The organism is Aliivibrio sp. S4MY1, assembly GCF_028765545.1.
Taxonomy (GTDB): domain Bacteria; phylum Pseudomonadota; class Gammaproteobacteria; order Enterobacterales; family Vibrionaceae; genus Aliivibrio.
On sequence record NZ_JARACP010000010.1, the window covers coordinates 103791 to 120828 of the forward strand.

General features: G+C 40.9%; 13 protein-coding genes. 9 read left to right on the plus strand and 4 right to left on the minus strand.

Annotation, left to right across the window (positions count from 1 at the left end; translation table 11 throughout):
• Positions 1 to 39: 39 nt before the first annotated feature.
• Entirely contained in the window at positions 40 to 3951 is a 3912-nt protein-coding gene (gene purL, locus PVK71_RS12775; RefSeq protein WP_274419204.1) for a phosphoribosylformylglycinamidine synthase, read from the minus strand.
• A gap of 363 nt (positions 3952 to 4314) precedes the next feature.
• Between purL and mltF the strand changes: the two genes are divergently transcribed.
• Positions 4315 to 5799, plus strand: coding sequence for a membrane-bound lytic murein transglycosylase MltF (gene mltF / locus PVK71_RS12780; RefSeq protein WP_274419203.1), 1485 nt, complete (start codon positions 4315 to 4317; stop codon positions 5797 to 5799).
• A gap of 210 nt (positions 5800 to 6009) precedes the next feature.
• Positions 6010 to 6168 carry a hypothetical protein gene (locus PVK71_RS12785; protein ID WP_274419202.1) on the plus strand — a complete coding sequence of 53 codons (159 nt, stop codon included), beginning with the start codon at positions 6010 to 6012 and terminating at the stop codon, positions 6166 to 6168.
• Between the two features lie 94 nt (positions 6169 to 6262).
• On the opposite strand, the gene tadA is transcribed toward PVK71_RS12785, so the two are convergent.
• Together tadA and PVK71_RS12795 are read right to left on the minus strand one after the other, a co-directional pair.
• Positions 6263 to 6793 (minus strand): tRNA adenosine(34) deaminase TadA, encoded by a 531-nt coding sequence (tadA, locus tag PVK71_RS12790; protein ID WP_274419201.1) that lies wholly within the window; start codon positions 6791 to 6793, stop codon positions 6263 to 6265.
• 2 nt (positions 6794 to 6795) lie between these two features.
• Complete coding sequence (locus PVK71_RS12795) at positions 6796 to 7668, minus strand: LysR substrate-binding domain-containing protein (protein WP_274419200.1); 873 nt, start codon at positions 7666 to 7668, stop codon at positions 6796 to 6798.
• Between the two features lie 190 nt (positions 7669 to 7858).
• Here PVK71_RS12795 and PVK71_RS12800 point away from each other — a divergent pair, with 190 nt between their 5' ends.
• The 4 genes from PVK71_RS12800 (at position 7859) to fghA (ending at position 12962) form a co-directional block, all read left to right on the plus strand.
• Complete coding sequence (locus tag PVK71_RS12800; RefSeq protein WP_274419199.1) at positions 7859 to 9007, plus strand: S-(hydroxymethyl)glutathione dehydrogenase/class III alcohol dehydrogenase; 1149 nt, start codon at positions 7859 to 7861, stop codon at positions 9005 to 9007.
• Between the two features lie 159 nt (positions 9008 to 9166).
• Positions 9167 to 10456 carry a dicarboxylate/amino acid:cation symporter gene (locus PVK71_RS12805; protein ID WP_274419198.1) on the plus strand — a complete coding sequence of 430 codons (1290 nt, stop codon included), beginning with the start codon at positions 9167 to 9169 and terminating at the stop codon, positions 10454 to 10456.
• Positions 10457 to 10751: 295 nt separating this feature from the next.
• A complete protein-coding gene (locus tag PVK71_RS12810; RefSeq protein WP_274419197.1) occupies positions 10752 to 11900 on the plus strand; it encodes an S-(hydroxymethyl)glutathione dehydrogenase/class III alcohol dehydrogenase in 1149 nt (382 codons plus the stop codon).
• 219 nt (positions 11901 to 12119) lie between these two features.
• Entirely contained in the window at positions 12120 to 12962 is an 843-nt protein-coding gene (gene fghA, locus PVK71_RS12815; protein ID WP_274419196.1) for an S-formylglutathione hydrolase, read from the plus strand.
• 96 nt (positions 12963 to 13058) lie between these two features.
• On the opposite strand, the gene PVK71_RS12820 is transcribed toward fghA, so the two are convergent.
• Positions 13059 to 14363, minus strand: a complete 1305-nt coding sequence (locus tag PVK71_RS12820; RefSeq protein WP_274419195.1) for a hypothetical protein — start codon at positions 14361 to 14363, stop codon at positions 13059 to 13061.
• A 291-nt stretch (positions 14364 to 14654) separates the two neighbouring features.
• On the opposite strand from PVK71_RS12820, the gene PVK71_RS12825 reads away from it, so the two are divergent.
• Genes PVK71_RS12825 through PVK71_RS12835 form a run of 3 tightly spaced genes read left to right on the plus strand, consistent with a single transcriptional unit; the run spans position 14655 to position 17027 of the window.
• The gene (locus PVK71_RS12825; RefSeq protein WP_274419194.1) at positions 14655 to 15035 is read left to right on the plus strand and encodes a Rid family detoxifying hydrolase; all 381 of its coding nucleotides are present in this window, start codon (positions 14655 to 14657) and stop codon (positions 15033 to 15035) included.
• A gap of 22 nt (positions 15036 to 15057) precedes the next feature.
• Positions 15058 to 16335 (plus strand): L-cysteine desulfidase family protein, encoded by a 1278-nt coding sequence (locus tag PVK71_RS12830; protein WP_274419193.1) that lies wholly within the window; start codon positions 15058 to 15060, stop codon positions 16333 to 16335.
• A 56-nt stretch (positions 16336 to 16391) separates the two neighbouring features.
• Positions 16392 to 17027 (plus strand): helix-turn-helix transcriptional regulator, encoded by a 636-nt coding sequence (locus tag PVK71_RS12835; protein WP_274419192.1) that lies wholly within the window; start codon positions 16392 to 16394, stop codon positions 17025 to 17027.
• Positions 17028 to 17038 lie beyond the last annotated feature (11 nt).

A 17038-nucleotide genomic window follows, 5' to 3' on the forward strand; every position in this document is an offset into this window, starting at 1 on the left:
CTGATTATAAGGATTAAGACTCTATTCTTTATTGCTCAATTAACCCACATTCTTACGTGCATTTTGGAACATACGCATCCAAGCGCCATTCTCGCCCCAACCTTCTGGAGACCAAGAGTTAGCAACCGTACGGAATACACGCTCTGGGTGAGGCATCATGATAGTCACACGGCCATCTGTCGTTGTTAAACCAGTGATAGCGTTTGGCGAACCGTTCGGGTTATTCGGGTATTGTTGCGTTTGATTACCATTGTTATCAACGTAACGTAGAGCAACTGTACCTGAGTTTTCAATCGCGCTTAGGTGATCGTTGTCACGCACTTCTACTCGGCCTTCACCGTGAGAAACTGCGATTGGCATACGAGAACCTTCCATGCCATTGAAGAATACAGAATCAGACTTCTGAACTTCAACGAGGCTGAAACGCGCTTCAAAACGCTCAGATTCATTGCGAACGAAACGTGGCCAGTATTCAGCTCCAGGGATAAGTTCACGCAGGTTAGACAACATCTGACAACCGTTACACACACCTAGAGAGAAGGTATCTTCACGCTTGAAGAAGTTTTCAAATTGATCACGCGTAGAGTCGTTAAACAGAACCGATTTAGCCCAACCTTCACCAGCGCCCAGTACGTCACCGTAAGAGAAACCACCACAAGCCACAAGACCGTTGTACTCTTCTAGTACAGCTTGACCCGTTAGGATGTCGCTCATGTGAATATCAGTTGCTTCAAAGCCTGCGCGGTCAAATGCTGCTGCCATTTCAACGTGAGAGTTAACACCCTGCTCACGTAGAATTGCCATCTTAGGTTTAGCGCCCTTATTTATCATAGGAGCGTTGATGAACGGTGCAGCGATATCTTCATTTACGTCGAAGCTAAGCTTTACGTTTAGACCTGGGTCTGAGTTGTCTTTCTTCGCTTCGTGTTCTTGATCAGCACATACTGGGTTATCACGTAGACCTTGCATCTTGTGCGTTGTCTCAGCCCAGATAGTACGTAGTTCAGTACGGTTACGTTCAATCACTATAGACTCGCCAGACTTAATCACTAGTTCGTTAGAGTCTTCAACAGAACCAATGACGTGTGAACACGCTTCTAGACCGTTTGCAGCAAGTGTAGAAAGAACAGCATCTAGATCATCGTTTCGAACTTGGATTACCGCACCCAACTCTTCATTAAATAGTGCTGCTAGTGTGTCTTCACCTAACGCTTCAATGTTTGCGTTAACACCACAGTGACCTGCGAATGCCATTTCTGCTAGCGTTACGAATAAACCACCGTCGCCTTTATCGTGGTAAGCCACAACTTGGTCGTTAGCAACAAGTGCTTGAATGCCTTCGTAGAAACCTTTTAGCTGTGCTGCATTGTCTACGTCTGCTGGCTTGTCACCAAGCTGCTTGTAAACTTGCGCTAGAGCTGTTGCTCCTAGACGGTTTTTGCCGTTACCTAGGTCGATAAGAACTAGGCTTGTATTACCTTTGTCAGTGCGAAGCTGAGGCGTAATCGTCTTACGAATATCTTCAACACGAGCAAATGCAGTGATAACAAGAGATAGCGGAGACGTTACTTCTTTGTGCTCGCCGTTCTCTTCCCACTGAGTCTTCATCGACATTGAGTCTTTACCTACAGGGATAGTTAGACCCAGTGCTGGACATAGCTCTTCACCTACCGCTTTAACTGCTTCGTAAAGACCAGCATCTTCACCAGGGTGACCTGCTGGAGACATCCAGTTCGCCGACAGTTTAATATACTTGATATCACCAATGTTTGTCGCAGCGATGTTTGTGATTGCTTCACCAACCGCTAGACGAGCCGATGCGCCGAAGTCTAGTAGTGCCACTGGCGTACGCTCACCAAGAGACATTGCTTCACCGTGGTAAGAGTCGTAACTTGCCGCTGTTACTGCGCAGTTTGCAACCGGAACCTGCCATGGACCAACCATTTGGTCGCGAGCCACAAGGCCTGTTACCGAGCGGTCACCGATAGTGATAAGGAAGGTTTTCTCAGCGACTGTTGGTAGGCGAAGAACACGGTCAACCGCTTCGTTCATTTCAATACCAGAACGATCAATCGCAGGGTTATTCACTTTTAGCGTTGTCGCGTCACGGTGCATCTTAGGTGTTTTACCTAATAGGATGTCCATTGGCATGTCGATTGGCGTGTTGTCGAAGTGTGAATCTTCAAGTTTAAGTTCACGCTCTTCTGTTGCTTTACCAACCACGGCGTATGGTGCACGCTCACGCTTACAAATCGCGTCGAATGTTGCCATGTCTTTATCTGCAACGGCCATCACGTAACGCTCTTGAGATTCGTTACACCAGATCTCAAGTGGGCTCATACCTGGTTCATCGTTTGGTACGTCACGTAGGTTAAAGATGCCACCACGCTCGCCATCGTCTACTAACTCAGGAAGTGCATTTGAGATACCGCCCGCACCCACATCGTGGATGAATGCGATTGGGTTCGCATCGCCTAACTGCCAACAACGGTCGATAACTTCCTGACAACGACGCTCCATCTCTGGGTTTTCACGTTGTACTGAAGCGAAATCGAGATCTTCTGCTGATTGGCCTGATGCCATTGAAGAAGCGGCACCGCCACCAAGGCCGATGTTCATCGCTGGACCACCAAGAACAATTAGGCTTGCACCGACTGGGATCTCTTTTTTCTGAACATGCTCGTCACGGATATTACCAAGACCACCAGCTAGCATGATTGGCTTGTGGTAACCACGCACTTCAACACCAGCGTGAGAATTTACTTTCTCTTCGTAAGTGCGGAAGTAGCCTAATAGGTTTGGACGACCAAATTCGTTGTTGAATGCTGCACCACCCAGAGGACCTTCAAGCATGATATCCAAAGCAGTAACGATACGGCTTGGCTTACCAAAATCAGTTTCCCAAGGTTGAACGAAGTTCGGGATCTTAAGGTTAGAGACAGAGAAAGCAACAAGACCGGCTTTTGGCTTACCACCAATACCTGTTGCGCCTTCATCACGGATTTCACCGCCTGAACCTGTTGATGCGCCCGGCCATGGAGAGATTGCGGTTGGGTGGTTGTGCGTTTCAACTTTCATCAAGATGTGTGTTTTCTCTTGATGGTAGCTGTATTGGCGAGTTTCTGGATCTGGGAAGAAACGACCGACTTCAGAACCTGTCATTACCGCGGCGTTATCTTTATAAGCCGACAATACGTGGTCAGGGGTCACTTCAAAGGTGTTCTTAATCATTTTAAACAATGATTTTTCTTGCTTAACGCCATCGATAGTCCAATCCGCGTTAAAGATCTTGTGACGACAATGCTCAGAGTTCGCTTGTGCAAACATCATTAATTCGATATCTGTTGGATTACGACCTAGCTTTTCAGTAAAGCTTTCAAGTAAGTAATCAATCTCATCTTCTGCCAAAGCAAGACCTAGGGTAACGTTTGCGTCTTCAAGCGCTTTACGGCCACCGGTTAATAGATCAACTTCTGCATATGGCGCAGGTTCTGCCACTGCAAACAATGCAGACGCTGATTCAAAATCGGTAAATACCACTTCCATCATGCGATCATGAAGAATGGCTTTTAGTTCAACCAATTGAAGCTCAGAAAGCGTTTCAGACGTTTCTATATAAAAAGCAGTACCGCGCTCTAAACGTGCGATTGTAGCTAGGCCACAGTTATGCGCAATATCAGTAGATTTTGAAGACCAAGGCGAGATAGTACCTGGACGAGGGGTGGTAAGTAGCAATAAACCTTCAGGTTCATGCTCCTCAATCGTTGGACCGTAAGTCAGTAATTTTTCTAGCTTCTCAACTTCAGACGCATCTAAGTCCGCCGTTAGATCAGCAAAGTGTGCAAACTCAGCATAAATACCAGTAACAGGTAAATTTAGCTCGCGACAAAGCTCAAGTAGCTTGTTAACACGAAATTCAGATAGAGCAGGTGAACCACGCAAAATTCTCATGTACTTAGGTCTCTTTGGCAATGAATTAAAGGTAATATTGGAATAGTTTCATGCAGTTAAAAATAGTTAACTCGATTAATTATTCATAACTCATAGTGACTATGCCGATGTTACCTCTGGTATTGCGAGCGCATTATAAAGGATTTTGTTTTGTGAAGTAACACCAAAAGCAACCGTTTGCGTATTTTTTTAAAAAAAAGTGTAAATGACCTTTGAATTTAAAATTATTGCGCAAAAAACAGGCACAACTAAAAATAAACTGTCTCAATCTCTAATAATTGTTGTAATTTGTTACCATGCTTTTGCCTCTTGATATGCCATTTGATATAACTACGCCTTACTTATTTAAAAGAGCATTCTGACTTGAGCCACATCCCATATCATCGTCTTCTAAAATCTTGCCTTGTCATTTCTACACTGGTTTTCGCCCTTACAGGATGCCAGGTAGAATCAGAACCAAAAACAAAGTTAGAGCAAATCAGGGAACGTGGTGTTTTACGAGTCAGTACGTTAAACAACCAACTTTCTTATTACATTGGTTCTAATGGCCCTACTGGACTAGATTACGATCTGGCAAAAGCCTTTGCTGAAAAACTAGAAGTCAAACTCGAGATCACCCCTGCATATACTTATTCAGGCTTGTTTCCTGCGTTAGAGCGTAATGAAGTCGACATTATCGCGGCCAATATGACAATTACCCCTGAACGCTTACAAAAGTTTCGTCCGGGACCTGTCTACTACTATGTCAGCCAACAAGTGGTATATAAAAAAGGCAGCTGGCGCCCTCGTAATATCAAAAACCTAACTCAACTTGATGAAAATATCACCATTGTTAAAGATTCAAGTTTTGAGGGTAGGGTAACAAAGCTTAAAGAAAAGCACCCGAAATTAGAGTGGCATACTGAAGCAGATACTGATGTTAGCGAGTTACTAAAAAAAGTAGCGACTGGCGAAATACACTACACGATCGCTGATTCTGTTGAATTATCACTGACACAACGTATTCATCCTGAATTGGCTGTCGCTTTTGAATTAACGGAAGATCAACCCGTTGCATGGTTTATACAACAAACAGAAGATGACAGCTTACAAGCCCTACTGATTGAGTTCTTTGGTGAACTAAAAGAGAGTGGCAAACTTGCGCTTCTTGAAGAAAAATACTTTGGCCATGTTGAATCGTTTGATTATGTTGATACTCGTGCTTTTATTCGTGCACTAGAAAGTAAGTTGCCAAAATGGGAACCACTATTTAAAAAATACGCAGGTGACTTTGATTGGCGCTTCCTTGCTGCTCTTTCTTACCAAGAATCTCATTGGAATCCTCTTGCAAAATCACCTACAGGTGTTCGTGGCATGATGATGTTAACGCTACCAACGGCCCAATCTGTTGGTGTTAAGAACCGTTTAAACCCAGAACAGAGTATTCGTGGTGGCGCTGAATATTTACGTCGAATAGTTAAGCGAGTTCCTGACTCAATTACTGAACATGAGAAGATTTGGTTTGCACTTGCTTCATACAACATAGGCTTTGGACATATGATGGATGCAAGACGTCTAACTCAACGTTTAGGTGGCGATCCTGACTCTTGGACAGATGTTAAAGATAACCTGCCACTATTGCGTCAAAAGCGTTATTACAAGTACCTTCGCTATGGTTTTGCTCGTGGTGATGAAGCTCAGAATTATGTAGAGAACATTCGTCGCTATTACCAAAGCATTATCGGCTACGAGCAAGAGCAAGCAAATAAATTAACCCAAGAAGAAATTACGGTTGAAGATTTGACCGTAATTGATGTCCCACTTTCTTCTGAAGCTGCGACGATTAGTAATGCTACATCTAGCAAATAAGTCTCTATTTGCTAGTAATGAAAATTATTAAAAACTTATTAAATGGCATGTTCATGTTACGGTAACAATTAACATATACGCTGAGTTAACTTGACCTAAAAAATATGCCCATTAAAGTTATATCAATATAATTAATTAGATGATCTATTTATTACTGGAATTGGTATTAAACGTACTTTAATTTTTATACGTTAAATTAAGGGGGAGCCCATGCTCTCTAATAGAAGAAAACTTAAACCAAATACTTCACTAAAAGGCAGCACTCAACGTCGACGTAAGCTGTTAAATAACCATAAGAAAGTACTTCATCGTCAACGTACTTATGCAATGTCTCTATTTGATGAAGGCGAAGCATTCTCTTGCCGCTAATCTTTAGTCGAAAGTTTTGTATTAGCACGCAGTAAAAAGGCAAATTGCGATAATTCAATTTGCCTTTTCTACTATATTTTCTTTGTCTTCTCGATTAATCCATCATCTGATTTTTCAATTCAGCTTCCCGCTGTAATTTACGCTCTTCTTTTTTCTCTTTACGTCTGCGTTTAAAAAAAGCTTGTAGCTGCGCCCTACACTCTTCCTCCATCACTCCCGACTCACACTCAACAAAATGAAATGCAGTTGCAGAAGTAAATAGATTAATCACACTACCTGACGCCCCTGTCTTCATGTCAGAAGCACCAAAAATAACTTTTTTAATTCTGCTATGAACAACAGCCCCTGCACACATAGGGCAAGGTTCAAGAGTAACGTATAAGGTGGCATCAATAAGTCGGTAGTTTTCTACTTTCTGTCCTGCTTGCTTAATTGCCATCATCTCAGCATGAGCCGTTGCATCATGAGTGCCAATAGAGCGATTCCACCCTTCGCCAATAATCTCATCATTTAAAACGATGACCGCGCCAACAGGAACCTCTCCTTCGCTTTCAGCAATGGCCGCCAGCTCCATAGCTCGTTGCATATAGCGGTGTGTGTCTTTAGTTTCTATTTCAACCGTCATACTTACTCAGCTAATTCTTTCGCTAGGAACTCAACCAATAAACGTACCTTAGTGGAAAGGTGGCGGTTATTTGGATACACAGCCCAAATCCCTTCTTTTGGTTCACGATAAGGTACTAGTATCTCTACAAGCTCACCTTTATCCATCGACTCTTGAACATAAAAATCAGGCAGTTGAACGATGCCTAACCCTTTTAATGCCGCATTCGTTAAAGCAGCCCCGCTATTACAGTGAACAGACCCTTTTACTCTTACGCTTTTTTCTTTTTTATTTTCGATAAAACGCCAAATAGGTAAGCTACCCACTAAGCAATTGTGTTGCGATAACTCAGATAAGGTATGAGGCTCACCATATTTTTCAATATAACCAGGAGAAGCACACACTCGAACTTGTCTACTAGATAGACGCTTTGCCATCATGGTTGAATCTGTTAGTCGGCCTAATCGAATCGCTAGGTCAAAATCTTGCTCAACGAGATCTAACGTTTGGTTTGATAATATTAATTCCAGTTCAAGCTGTGGATACATCAGCATGAAGTCACTAAGCAGTGGCGCAATTAGCTGCTCACCATAAGTTACTGATGACGTGATCTTTAAACGGCCTTGAGGTGTTGCGTTAAGCTCTGTGATCGCTCTATCTGCTTGCTTTAACCCTTCAACTAAATGACGACAATGCTGATAATAGGTTTGCCCAGCTTCAGTTACAGATACTTTTCTAGTTGTTCTGATTAATAACTTAATTGATAAACGATCTTCTAACGCCGCAACTTTACGACTAATTTGAGCTACTGATGTATCAAGAGCTCGGGCTGCTCCTGTAAAGCTTTGCGCTTCGGCAACTGCAACAAATTCAGTTACCCCTTCCCAATCAATCACAACGTTTTCCTCATTAGTATTATTACGTATACGTAAAGATTATTTACCATTCTACCGTATTATCAAATGATGAGAAATACTTATAATGGCACCCAACAAGACGACGAGCACAAACAAAAAATAGCACTACGCTTAAAATGAAACTGCTATTTATGTCGTAGATTAAATTATCCCAATAAAGGAAAACCCAATGGCTCTTGATATTAAACCTGATCAAACACACATCAAATCTAAAGCAATGGTAGCTTGGGCTGCTGGCGAACCTCTTAAAATGGAAGAAGTGGACGTTCAACTTCCTAAAGCGGGTGAAGTTTTAGTTCGTATCGTTGCAACTGGTGTTTGTCACACTGATTTATTTACTCTATCTGGTGATGATCCAGAAGGTATCTTCCCATCTATCTTAGGTCACGAAGGTGGTGGTATTGTTGAGATGATTGGTGAAGGCGTGACAAGCGTTGAAGTTGGCGACCACGTTATCCCTCTTTACACTGCGGAATGTGGTGAGTGTAAATTCTGTAAATCTGGCAAAACTAACCTTTGTCAGGCTGTTCGTGAAACTCAAGGCCAAGGCCTTATGCCTGATGGCACTAGTCGTTTCTCTATTAACGGTGAAACTATCTTCCATTACATGGGTTGCTCTACGTTCTCTGAATTCACAGTTCTTCCTGAGATTTCATTAGCGAAAGTATCTAAAGAAGCACCACTTGAAGAAGTTTGTCTTCTAGGTTGTGGCGTAACTACAGGTATGGGTGCGGTTCTTAACACGGCTAAAGTTGAAAAAGGCGACACAGTTGCTGTATTCGGCCTAGGTGGTATCGGTCTTTCAGCTATCATCGGCGCAAAAATGGCGGGTGCAAGCCGCATCATCGGTGTTGACTTAAATGAAAGCAAATACGAACTGGCTAAAAAATTAGGCGCGACTGATTGCATCAACCCAATGAACTACGACAAGCCAATTCAAGAAGTGATTGTTGAAATGACTGACGGCGGCGTTGATTACTCTTTTGAGTGTATCGGTAACGTTAACGTTATGCGTTCGGCTCTTGAGTGTTGTCACAAAGGTTGGGGTGAATCAATTATCATCGGTGTTGCTGGTGCTGGCCAAGAGATCTCAACTCGTCCGTTCCAACTTGTGACTGGTCGTGTATGGCGTGGCTCTGCATTCGGTGGCGTTAAAGGCCGTACTGAACTTCCAGGTATCGTTGACCGCTACATGCAGGGTGAATTCGCTCTTGATGACTTCATCACTCACACCATGGGGCTTGCTGATGTAAATGCTGCGTTCGACCTAATGCACGAAGGTAAATCTATCCGTACTGTTCTACATATGGATAAATAAGCTCTAACATTTAAAATTTAACCATCATTAACTAAACGTAAAGCCCGTTAGATTCATTTCAAACGGGCTTTATTTTTTAAAGATGCATATGTTTATTAAAGGAAAAATCCTTCAATAAACGTATAAAAGCCCCTATCCAAATCACTGGAAACTACTATTATGTTGACCAAACTTCGTCAATCTTTACCTTTGCAATTGCTACTGGCTGCATTACTTGCATGGTTTTTTGCGCTATTTATTTCTCCAACAACTGATGTAACCCAAACTACTTGGTATCAATTAGTAATGCTAGGAAAAGTCACTTATATTGGCTTGCTAAAAATGGTGGTTGGTTTAGTTGTAATGTTATCTTTACTGCAAGGAATCACTAGCATAGGTTCTATCACTCGTCTAAAGAAAGTCGGTCGAAATACCCTACTGTTCTATAGCTTTACTACTCTATTGGCTATTTCTCTCGGTTTAGGTGCATCATTATTATTACCCGCATGGCAACCTCTGACTGAGTTTGCACCTGTTGGTGATAATGTTCAGCTTATTAGTGAAGAGTCTGCTGGCGGCGCTGCCATTGCTGGAAAACTACTTAATATGGCTTTTGTTAATCCTGTTGCAGCATTAACGAATGGTAATTTGCTCGCTATCGTTGTGTTTTCATTTATGTTAGGGCTAGCTTTACTCTCATCATTACCAGAAAAACACCCTATTTTTGAGGTACTCAGTGGTTTAAATAAAAGCATTAATACGATAGTGGGTTGGATAATTAAATTATCTCCATTGGCGGTATTTGCGATTGTTTTTGATTTTACTATTCGTGGTGGAGAATCTTTATTTGAACAATTAGCTCTGTTTGCTCTATTGGTTTTTGTTTTGACTTTAATTCATGGCGCTATTGTTTTACCAACGATTGCAAAAGTAGCAACAGGTATTAAATATACAACCTTATTTAAAGCGATCTCTGCACCTATGGCGATGGCTTTTGCTACCTCTTCTAGCTCAGCCACCTTGCCATTAGCAATGCAAAGTGCCCAAGATAAACTTGGGGTATCACAAAGTACAAGCAGTATGGTGTTACCCCTTGGTGCGGTAATGAATATGGACGGAACCGCATTATTCGAAGGAGTAGCTGCTATATTCTTAGCTCAACTTTTTGGGGTTGATTTAACAACCTCAGGATTAATCATGATTTTCATTATGGCTATGGTTTCCTCTGTTGGTGCACCCGGAATGCCTTCAGGATCTATGTCAGGCATGCAACTGGTGCTTTTAGCTGCTGGGATCCCATTAGAAGCTATCGCGATCCTGTTAATCATTGAACGTCCACTTGATACTTTCCGTACCGCGGTCAACGTTGAGGGAGATATGATTGCCGCTTTAGTTATTGATAAATGGCAGAAGAAGCAAAATCAATCATCTGAAAAACAGTTATTATCTCAAGCACCCTACTCTGCATAAATTTCATTAAAAGCCCGTTAGATAACATCTAGCGGGCTTTTTTATGCTTCACATTTTTTATTCGATATTAACGCATACCTCCCTTTATTACTTACCTTTCTAATCATAAAGACCTCATGAACAGCTAAAAGCCTAAGTATTATTACAATTACGTAAAAATCATTTTCAGTTTAGAGGGATTATCAATTCTTCTGAAACACCTATACTAGCCACATCAAAACGAGAGAGCAGAAATACAAAACTCAACTACGCTTTAGTTGACTGCTCATCCGAATATATTAATAAGGAAAATCCAATGGCTCTTGATATTAAACCTGATCAAACACACATCAAATCTAAAGCAATGGTAGCTTGGGCTGCTGGCGAACCTCTTAAAATGGAAGAAGTGGATGTTCAACTTCCTAAAGCGGGCGAAGTTTTAGTTCGCATCGTTGCTACTGGCGTATGCCACACTGACTTATTCACTCTATCTGGTGATGATCCAGAAGGTATCTTCCCATCTATCTTAGGTCACGAAGGTGGCGGTATTGTTGAGATGATCGGCGAAGGCGTGACAAGCGTTGAAGTTGGCGACCACGTTATCCCTCTTTACACTGCGGAATGTGGTGAGTGTAAATTCTGTAAATCTGGCAAAACTAACCTTTGTCAGGCTGTTCGTGAAACTCAAGGCCAAGGTCTTATGCCTGATGGCACTAGCCGTTTCTCTATTAATGGCGAAACTATCTTCCATTACATGGGTTGCTCTACGTTCTCTGAATTCACAGTTCTTCCTGAGATTTCATTAGCGAAGGTTTCTAAAGAAGCACCACTTGAAGAAGTTTGTCTTCTAGGTTGTGGCGTAACGACTGGTATGGGCGCAGTACTTAACACAGCTAAAGTTGAAAAAGGCGACACAGTTGCTGTATTCGGTCTTGGCGGTATTGGTCTTTCAGCTATCATTGGCGCAAAAATGGCAGGGGCAAGCCGCATCATCGGTGTTGACTTGAACGAAAGCAAATACGAACTGGCTAAAAAATTAGGCGCGACTGATTGCATCAACCCAACAAACTTCGATAAGCCAATTCAAGAAGTGATTGTTGAAATGACTGACGGCGGCGTTGATTACTCTTTTGAGTGTATCGGTAACGTAAACGTTATGCGTGCTGCACTTGAGTGTTGTCATAAAGGTTGGGGGGAATCAATCATCATCGGTGTTGCTGGTGCTGGCCAAGAGATCTCAACTCGTCCATTCCAACTTGTGACTGGTCGTGTATGGCGTGGCTCTGCATTCGGTGGCGTTAAAGGTCGTACTGAACTTCCAGGTATCGTTGACCGTTACATGCAAGGTGAGTTCGCTCTTGATGACTTCATCACTCACACTATGGGGCTTGCAGATGTAAACGCAGCGTTCGATCTAATGCACGAAGGTAAATCTATCCGTACTGTTCTACATATGGATAAGTAAGTAAAAGTAAGGGGTTAGATACTCTAGCCCCCTTCTCTACTTTTGATCTCCAAGTGCTTTATATAAAGACAACATGCTTATCTGCGTGGGTGGCGCAATGTATAGATAAGCTTACTGAATGTGTAATTCTTTATTTTAAAGCACTTCAAAATCAACCAGTAGATTTCTATTCAATACAGTGATCTCGCTGATATGAATCAAAATATAAAAGGGCTCATCATGACAATCGAAAATATCAGCCAAGCAAAAGTTGCGGGTGGTTGGCACAAACAATACACACATACTTCATCATCTCTAAACTGCGATATGCGCTTTGCTATTTTTCTACCTGCAAACGCTTCTGAGACAAATCCTGTTCCTGTTTTATACTGGTTATCAGGCTTAACTTGTACTGATGAAAACTTCATGCAAAAAGCGGGCGCATTCAAAAAAGCGGCTGAATTAGGCATTGCGATTGTTGCTATGGATACAAGCCCTCGTGGTGAAGACGTTGCTGATGATGCAGAAGGCGCATACGATTTTGGCCTAGGTGCAGGGTTCTACTTAAATGCAACTCAAGCGCCGTGGAATCGTCATTATCATATGTATGACTATGTGACAAAAGAACTACCATCGTTAATCGAAGAGCACTTCCCTGTATCAGATAAAAAATCAATTTCTGGTCATAGCATGGGTGGCCACGGTGCAATTTCTATTGGGTTAAAAAATCAAGACGCATATCAGTCTATCTCTGCATTTAGCCCTATATCTAGCCCAATTAACTGCCCTTGGGGTCAAAAAGCATTAGGTCTATATCTTGGTGATAATAAAGAGACTTGGAAAGAGTACGATAGCTCTGAGCTACTGAAAAAAGGCTCTAAGTTACCAATTTTAGTTGACCAAGGTGAAGCTGATGGCTTCTTAGAAGAACAATTAAAGCCTGAATGCTTACTTTCTTCAGCTGAGCAATCGGGTGCCGATGTAGAAGTAAGAATGCAGCCTGGCTACGATCACAGCTACTTCTTTATTTCGACGTTTATCGATGAACATCTAGAGTTTCATGCTGCTTATTTAAATAAATAATACTGATTTAAGATAAGCAAAAGCATAAATAGCAAAATCCCAGAGTAGGTTCTCCTTCTCTGGGATTTTTTATGTTTATATATTAATTTTCTATAATTAGATAAACGCTAACACTGGAGAGATACAAAGAAGTATACCCGTCACAATAATTAGATTAGTTGATAAACCTTTGTACTTATGAAGTGTTGGTACTTTATGAACTAGATATGCAGGGATTAAACAACCTACCAAACCAAATACAGGACTACAAATCGAAGTAAATGATAAAATAGGCGCATTTAACGCAACAGCAGACCACGCAAGTAAAATAATAAACACCGTTATTAGTTTATTAACTACCTCTTTATTAATTGCAGACTCATCCATACGTCTTAACAATAAGTTCATTGCAATACCACGACATGCTTCTTGGAATGCCATAAACACACCAAAGAATGAAGTTACGACAGCAAAAATATTAATCACAATACCGGTAACCGTTGCCCAACTTCCTGGGAAGTAATGAGCAATAATCGCTAATGCAGAGATGTTTTTATTCATTGCCTCTGTCGCTTGCTCTTGGCTTATTGCAAAGGTAAATGACACTGCAAAAAAGAACACAACAACGAATAAGATAGCAAAAGCAATATTCATCGCTCTTAGTGATTTATAACGCGCAACTTCGATTGATTTCTCACGTGAACGGTATGAGATAACCATAGGGCTCAGAGATTGAATAAAAAGAATAGACGTTAAGGTAAATGGAAGCGTAATAATCGCATCTTTTAACATTGGACCAAACGATCCCATTGCTGGAATATTAGAAAAATCCCAACGAGAAACCAATAGCAGCCCCATTACAGCAACTAAAGATAAAACCGTGACCGCCATAAAACCAGATAATTTAAATAGCAGTTTTTCACCTTTAGAACCAATAAATGCAAGAACACAAATTAAACCTAAACCATAAAAAACATTGTCATTTAAATGCCCTTCCGTTACACCAAAAGAATGCAAATATGAAGAACTGTCATTAGTTACTGCTAATGAGTAAACTAATACCCAGATAACCAACATAATAAAATAAAGAACACCTAAAGCCACTCCCCAATTCTTACCTAAATAACCAGTAATGACACCAGGGTAATCCGTACATGTTTTTGCTTCTGCAAGAGTATTAATAAAAAGTTTTTGAAACAAATACATGGCTGGATAGCCAATAATTGAAGATAAAAGGAAAACCCAAAGCCCCATAATTCCTACTTGAACAGGTAGAAAAACAATACCCGCACCAATAGCCATACCAATACTAATCACTATCCAACCAATATCAGTGCTGTCAAATTTAGTGGCTTTTTTCCATTCAGAATCAGTCATATTACTTTGATCACGACCAAGTCCTGCTAATGTAGCTGTGTTCATATAAAACTCCATCTTTGTAGGGATCACTATTTTTATAATTTTAAAGCGACAAACCGCCGCCAACTTGCAACTTTTGAAGAATTTACTCTCTAATTTAAAAATAACAATGCAATTTTATTTGAAATGATAGCGAGATCTCAGTTCGTAAAACAAACAAAAACTTACTACAAAGTAATTGCATTCCCTTGAGAATAAGCATAAATTTAACTCACACAAATTAAATGCAATTATTTTTGCATAATTACAGTTAAAACTTAAAATCAACAATAGTTGCAAAAAAGGACAGGACATATGAAGCAAATTATCGTGGCAAAATCAGCACCAGAAGCAATCGGCCCTTATTCTCACGGCACCGCATTTAATGGGCTTATTTTTACATCGGGTCAATTACCTGTTGATGGGTCAACAGGCTCAGTTGTTGAAGGTGGAATTACTGCTCAATCTGAAATGTCTCTTAAAAACTTAATTTCAGTAATTGAAGCAGCAAATGGGGATGTTAATACGGTTTTAAAAACGACCTGCTACCTTGCTAACATCACTGATTTTGCTGCATTTAATGAAGTATATAAAACGGTTTTCCATACAGACTGCCCTGCACGATCGTGCTTTGCTGTAAAAGATCTTCCACTTGGTGTACTTGTTGAAGTAGAAGCAATTGCACATCAAAAATAATAATTAGATAAAGGTGAACAAAATGAACTCTACCTGGAAGCAATACATCACTATTTTAAAAAATGTTGTGAAACCAGCTCTTGGATGTACTGAACCTATTTGTGCAGCCTATGCTACAAGCGTAGCAACGCAGATGCTTGGAGAAAAACCAGAAACTATTGATGTTTTTGTCTCTGATAATTTGTATAAAAATAGTATGGGTGTTTTTGTTCCAAGAACAGGTAGAGTTGGCCTTGCCATTGCTGCAGCTACAGGAGCTACTGGCGGAGATCCAGAAGCCGGGTTGGAAGTACTAGCAAAATTAAACGAATCTCAACTCAATGAAGCTCAGCAGCTGATTGATGCAGGACACGTTCAAGTAAAACGAGAAACCACAGATGAATTTATCTATTGTCGCGTTATCGTTAAAAGTTCACAACAGCGTGCAGAAGTAACGATCAGCGGAGGTCATACGCTAATTGTTGAAAAACGCCTAAATGGTAATATCATTTTTTCCCTTGATTCTTTATTACCAAAAGCCTCTACTGCTTCTATTTGTGATGGCGTAGATATCACAATATCATCGATTTATAACTTTGCTACTCAGGCTGAGTTTGATGACATTAAATTTATTCTTGAAGCCAAAGACCTCAATATTGCACTCGCTCAAGAAGGATTGGATAATCCATACGGCTTAGAAGTCGGTCGAACTTATCAAAAGAACATAGATAATGGCCTGCTTTCAAAAAGCTTAGACAGTGATATTTTAATTTACACCTCTGCTGCATCTGATGCTCGAATGGGCGGTGCTACCTTACCGGCAATGTCTAATTATGGCAGCGGTAATCAAGGTATAGCAGCAACAATTCCTGTCGTTAAAATGGCTGACTTTTATAACGCCGATGAAGAGACGTTAGCGAGAGCATTTATTATGAGTCACCTTGGGGCTATTTATATCAAATCTCATTACCCACCACTATCAGCATTTTGTGGCAACGCTGTAACCTCGGCTGCCGCCGCTATGGCGATGGTTTATTTAGCTGGTGGGACATTCGAACAATCTTGCTCTGCGATTCAGAATACTATTAGTGATACGAGTGGAATGATCTGTGATGGAGCGAAATCAACGTGTGCAATGAAAGTAGGAAGTAGTGCTCAATCAGCCATGAAATCATCTCTTCTTGCTTTAAATGACCATTGTGTAACGAAGCAAGGTGTTATCGCAGAAGATGTAGAAAAAACCATTAAAAACATAGGTAGAATGATAACAACAGGCATGCCGAATATTGACCATGAAATCATTGAAATAATGGCATCATAATGAAAAGATGTCACTATTAGCTAGTGACATCACTTCCCACTAACATAAGAGTATCTATGCTACATAAACTATCTACAGCCGATAAGCTAATTCTTCAATCAACCTTTAGTATCGTTGATGGCATTGCTGCTATGTTTGGAAAACATGTCGAAGTAGTATTGCACTCTTTAGATTCAGACAATCCATCAATCATTAAAATTGCTAATGGGCATGTCACGGGTCGTGGTATTGGTGCACCTATAACCAACTTAGCATTAGAAAAGCTAAAAGCGGGTTCTGATGTATCAACCCCTTATTTCACACGAACAGATAAAGGCGAATTAATGCGTTCTGTTACTTCGATGATTCGAAATGAGGCAGGGATACCTATCGCTTTACTTTGTATGAACTCTAACCTTGACGTTCCAATGAACAGTTTCTTTATGGATCTGTTTCCTCAATCAGCTCAGTTAGCAGCGTCACCAGAAACCTTTGCAAAGGACAGTATAGAAATGCTAACGGATTCGATTTCAAGAATACAGAGTGAAGTGTTAGAAGATGAAAGTATTGCCGTCTCTCGAAGAGTCAGAACCATTGTTGAACGTTTACACCACCAAGGTGCATTCAATATCAAAGACGCCACTCAGATCACAGCTAATATTCTTAATGTGTCGAAAGACTCTGTGTATCGTTATCTAAGAAAATTTAAGTAATCCCCCTCCTC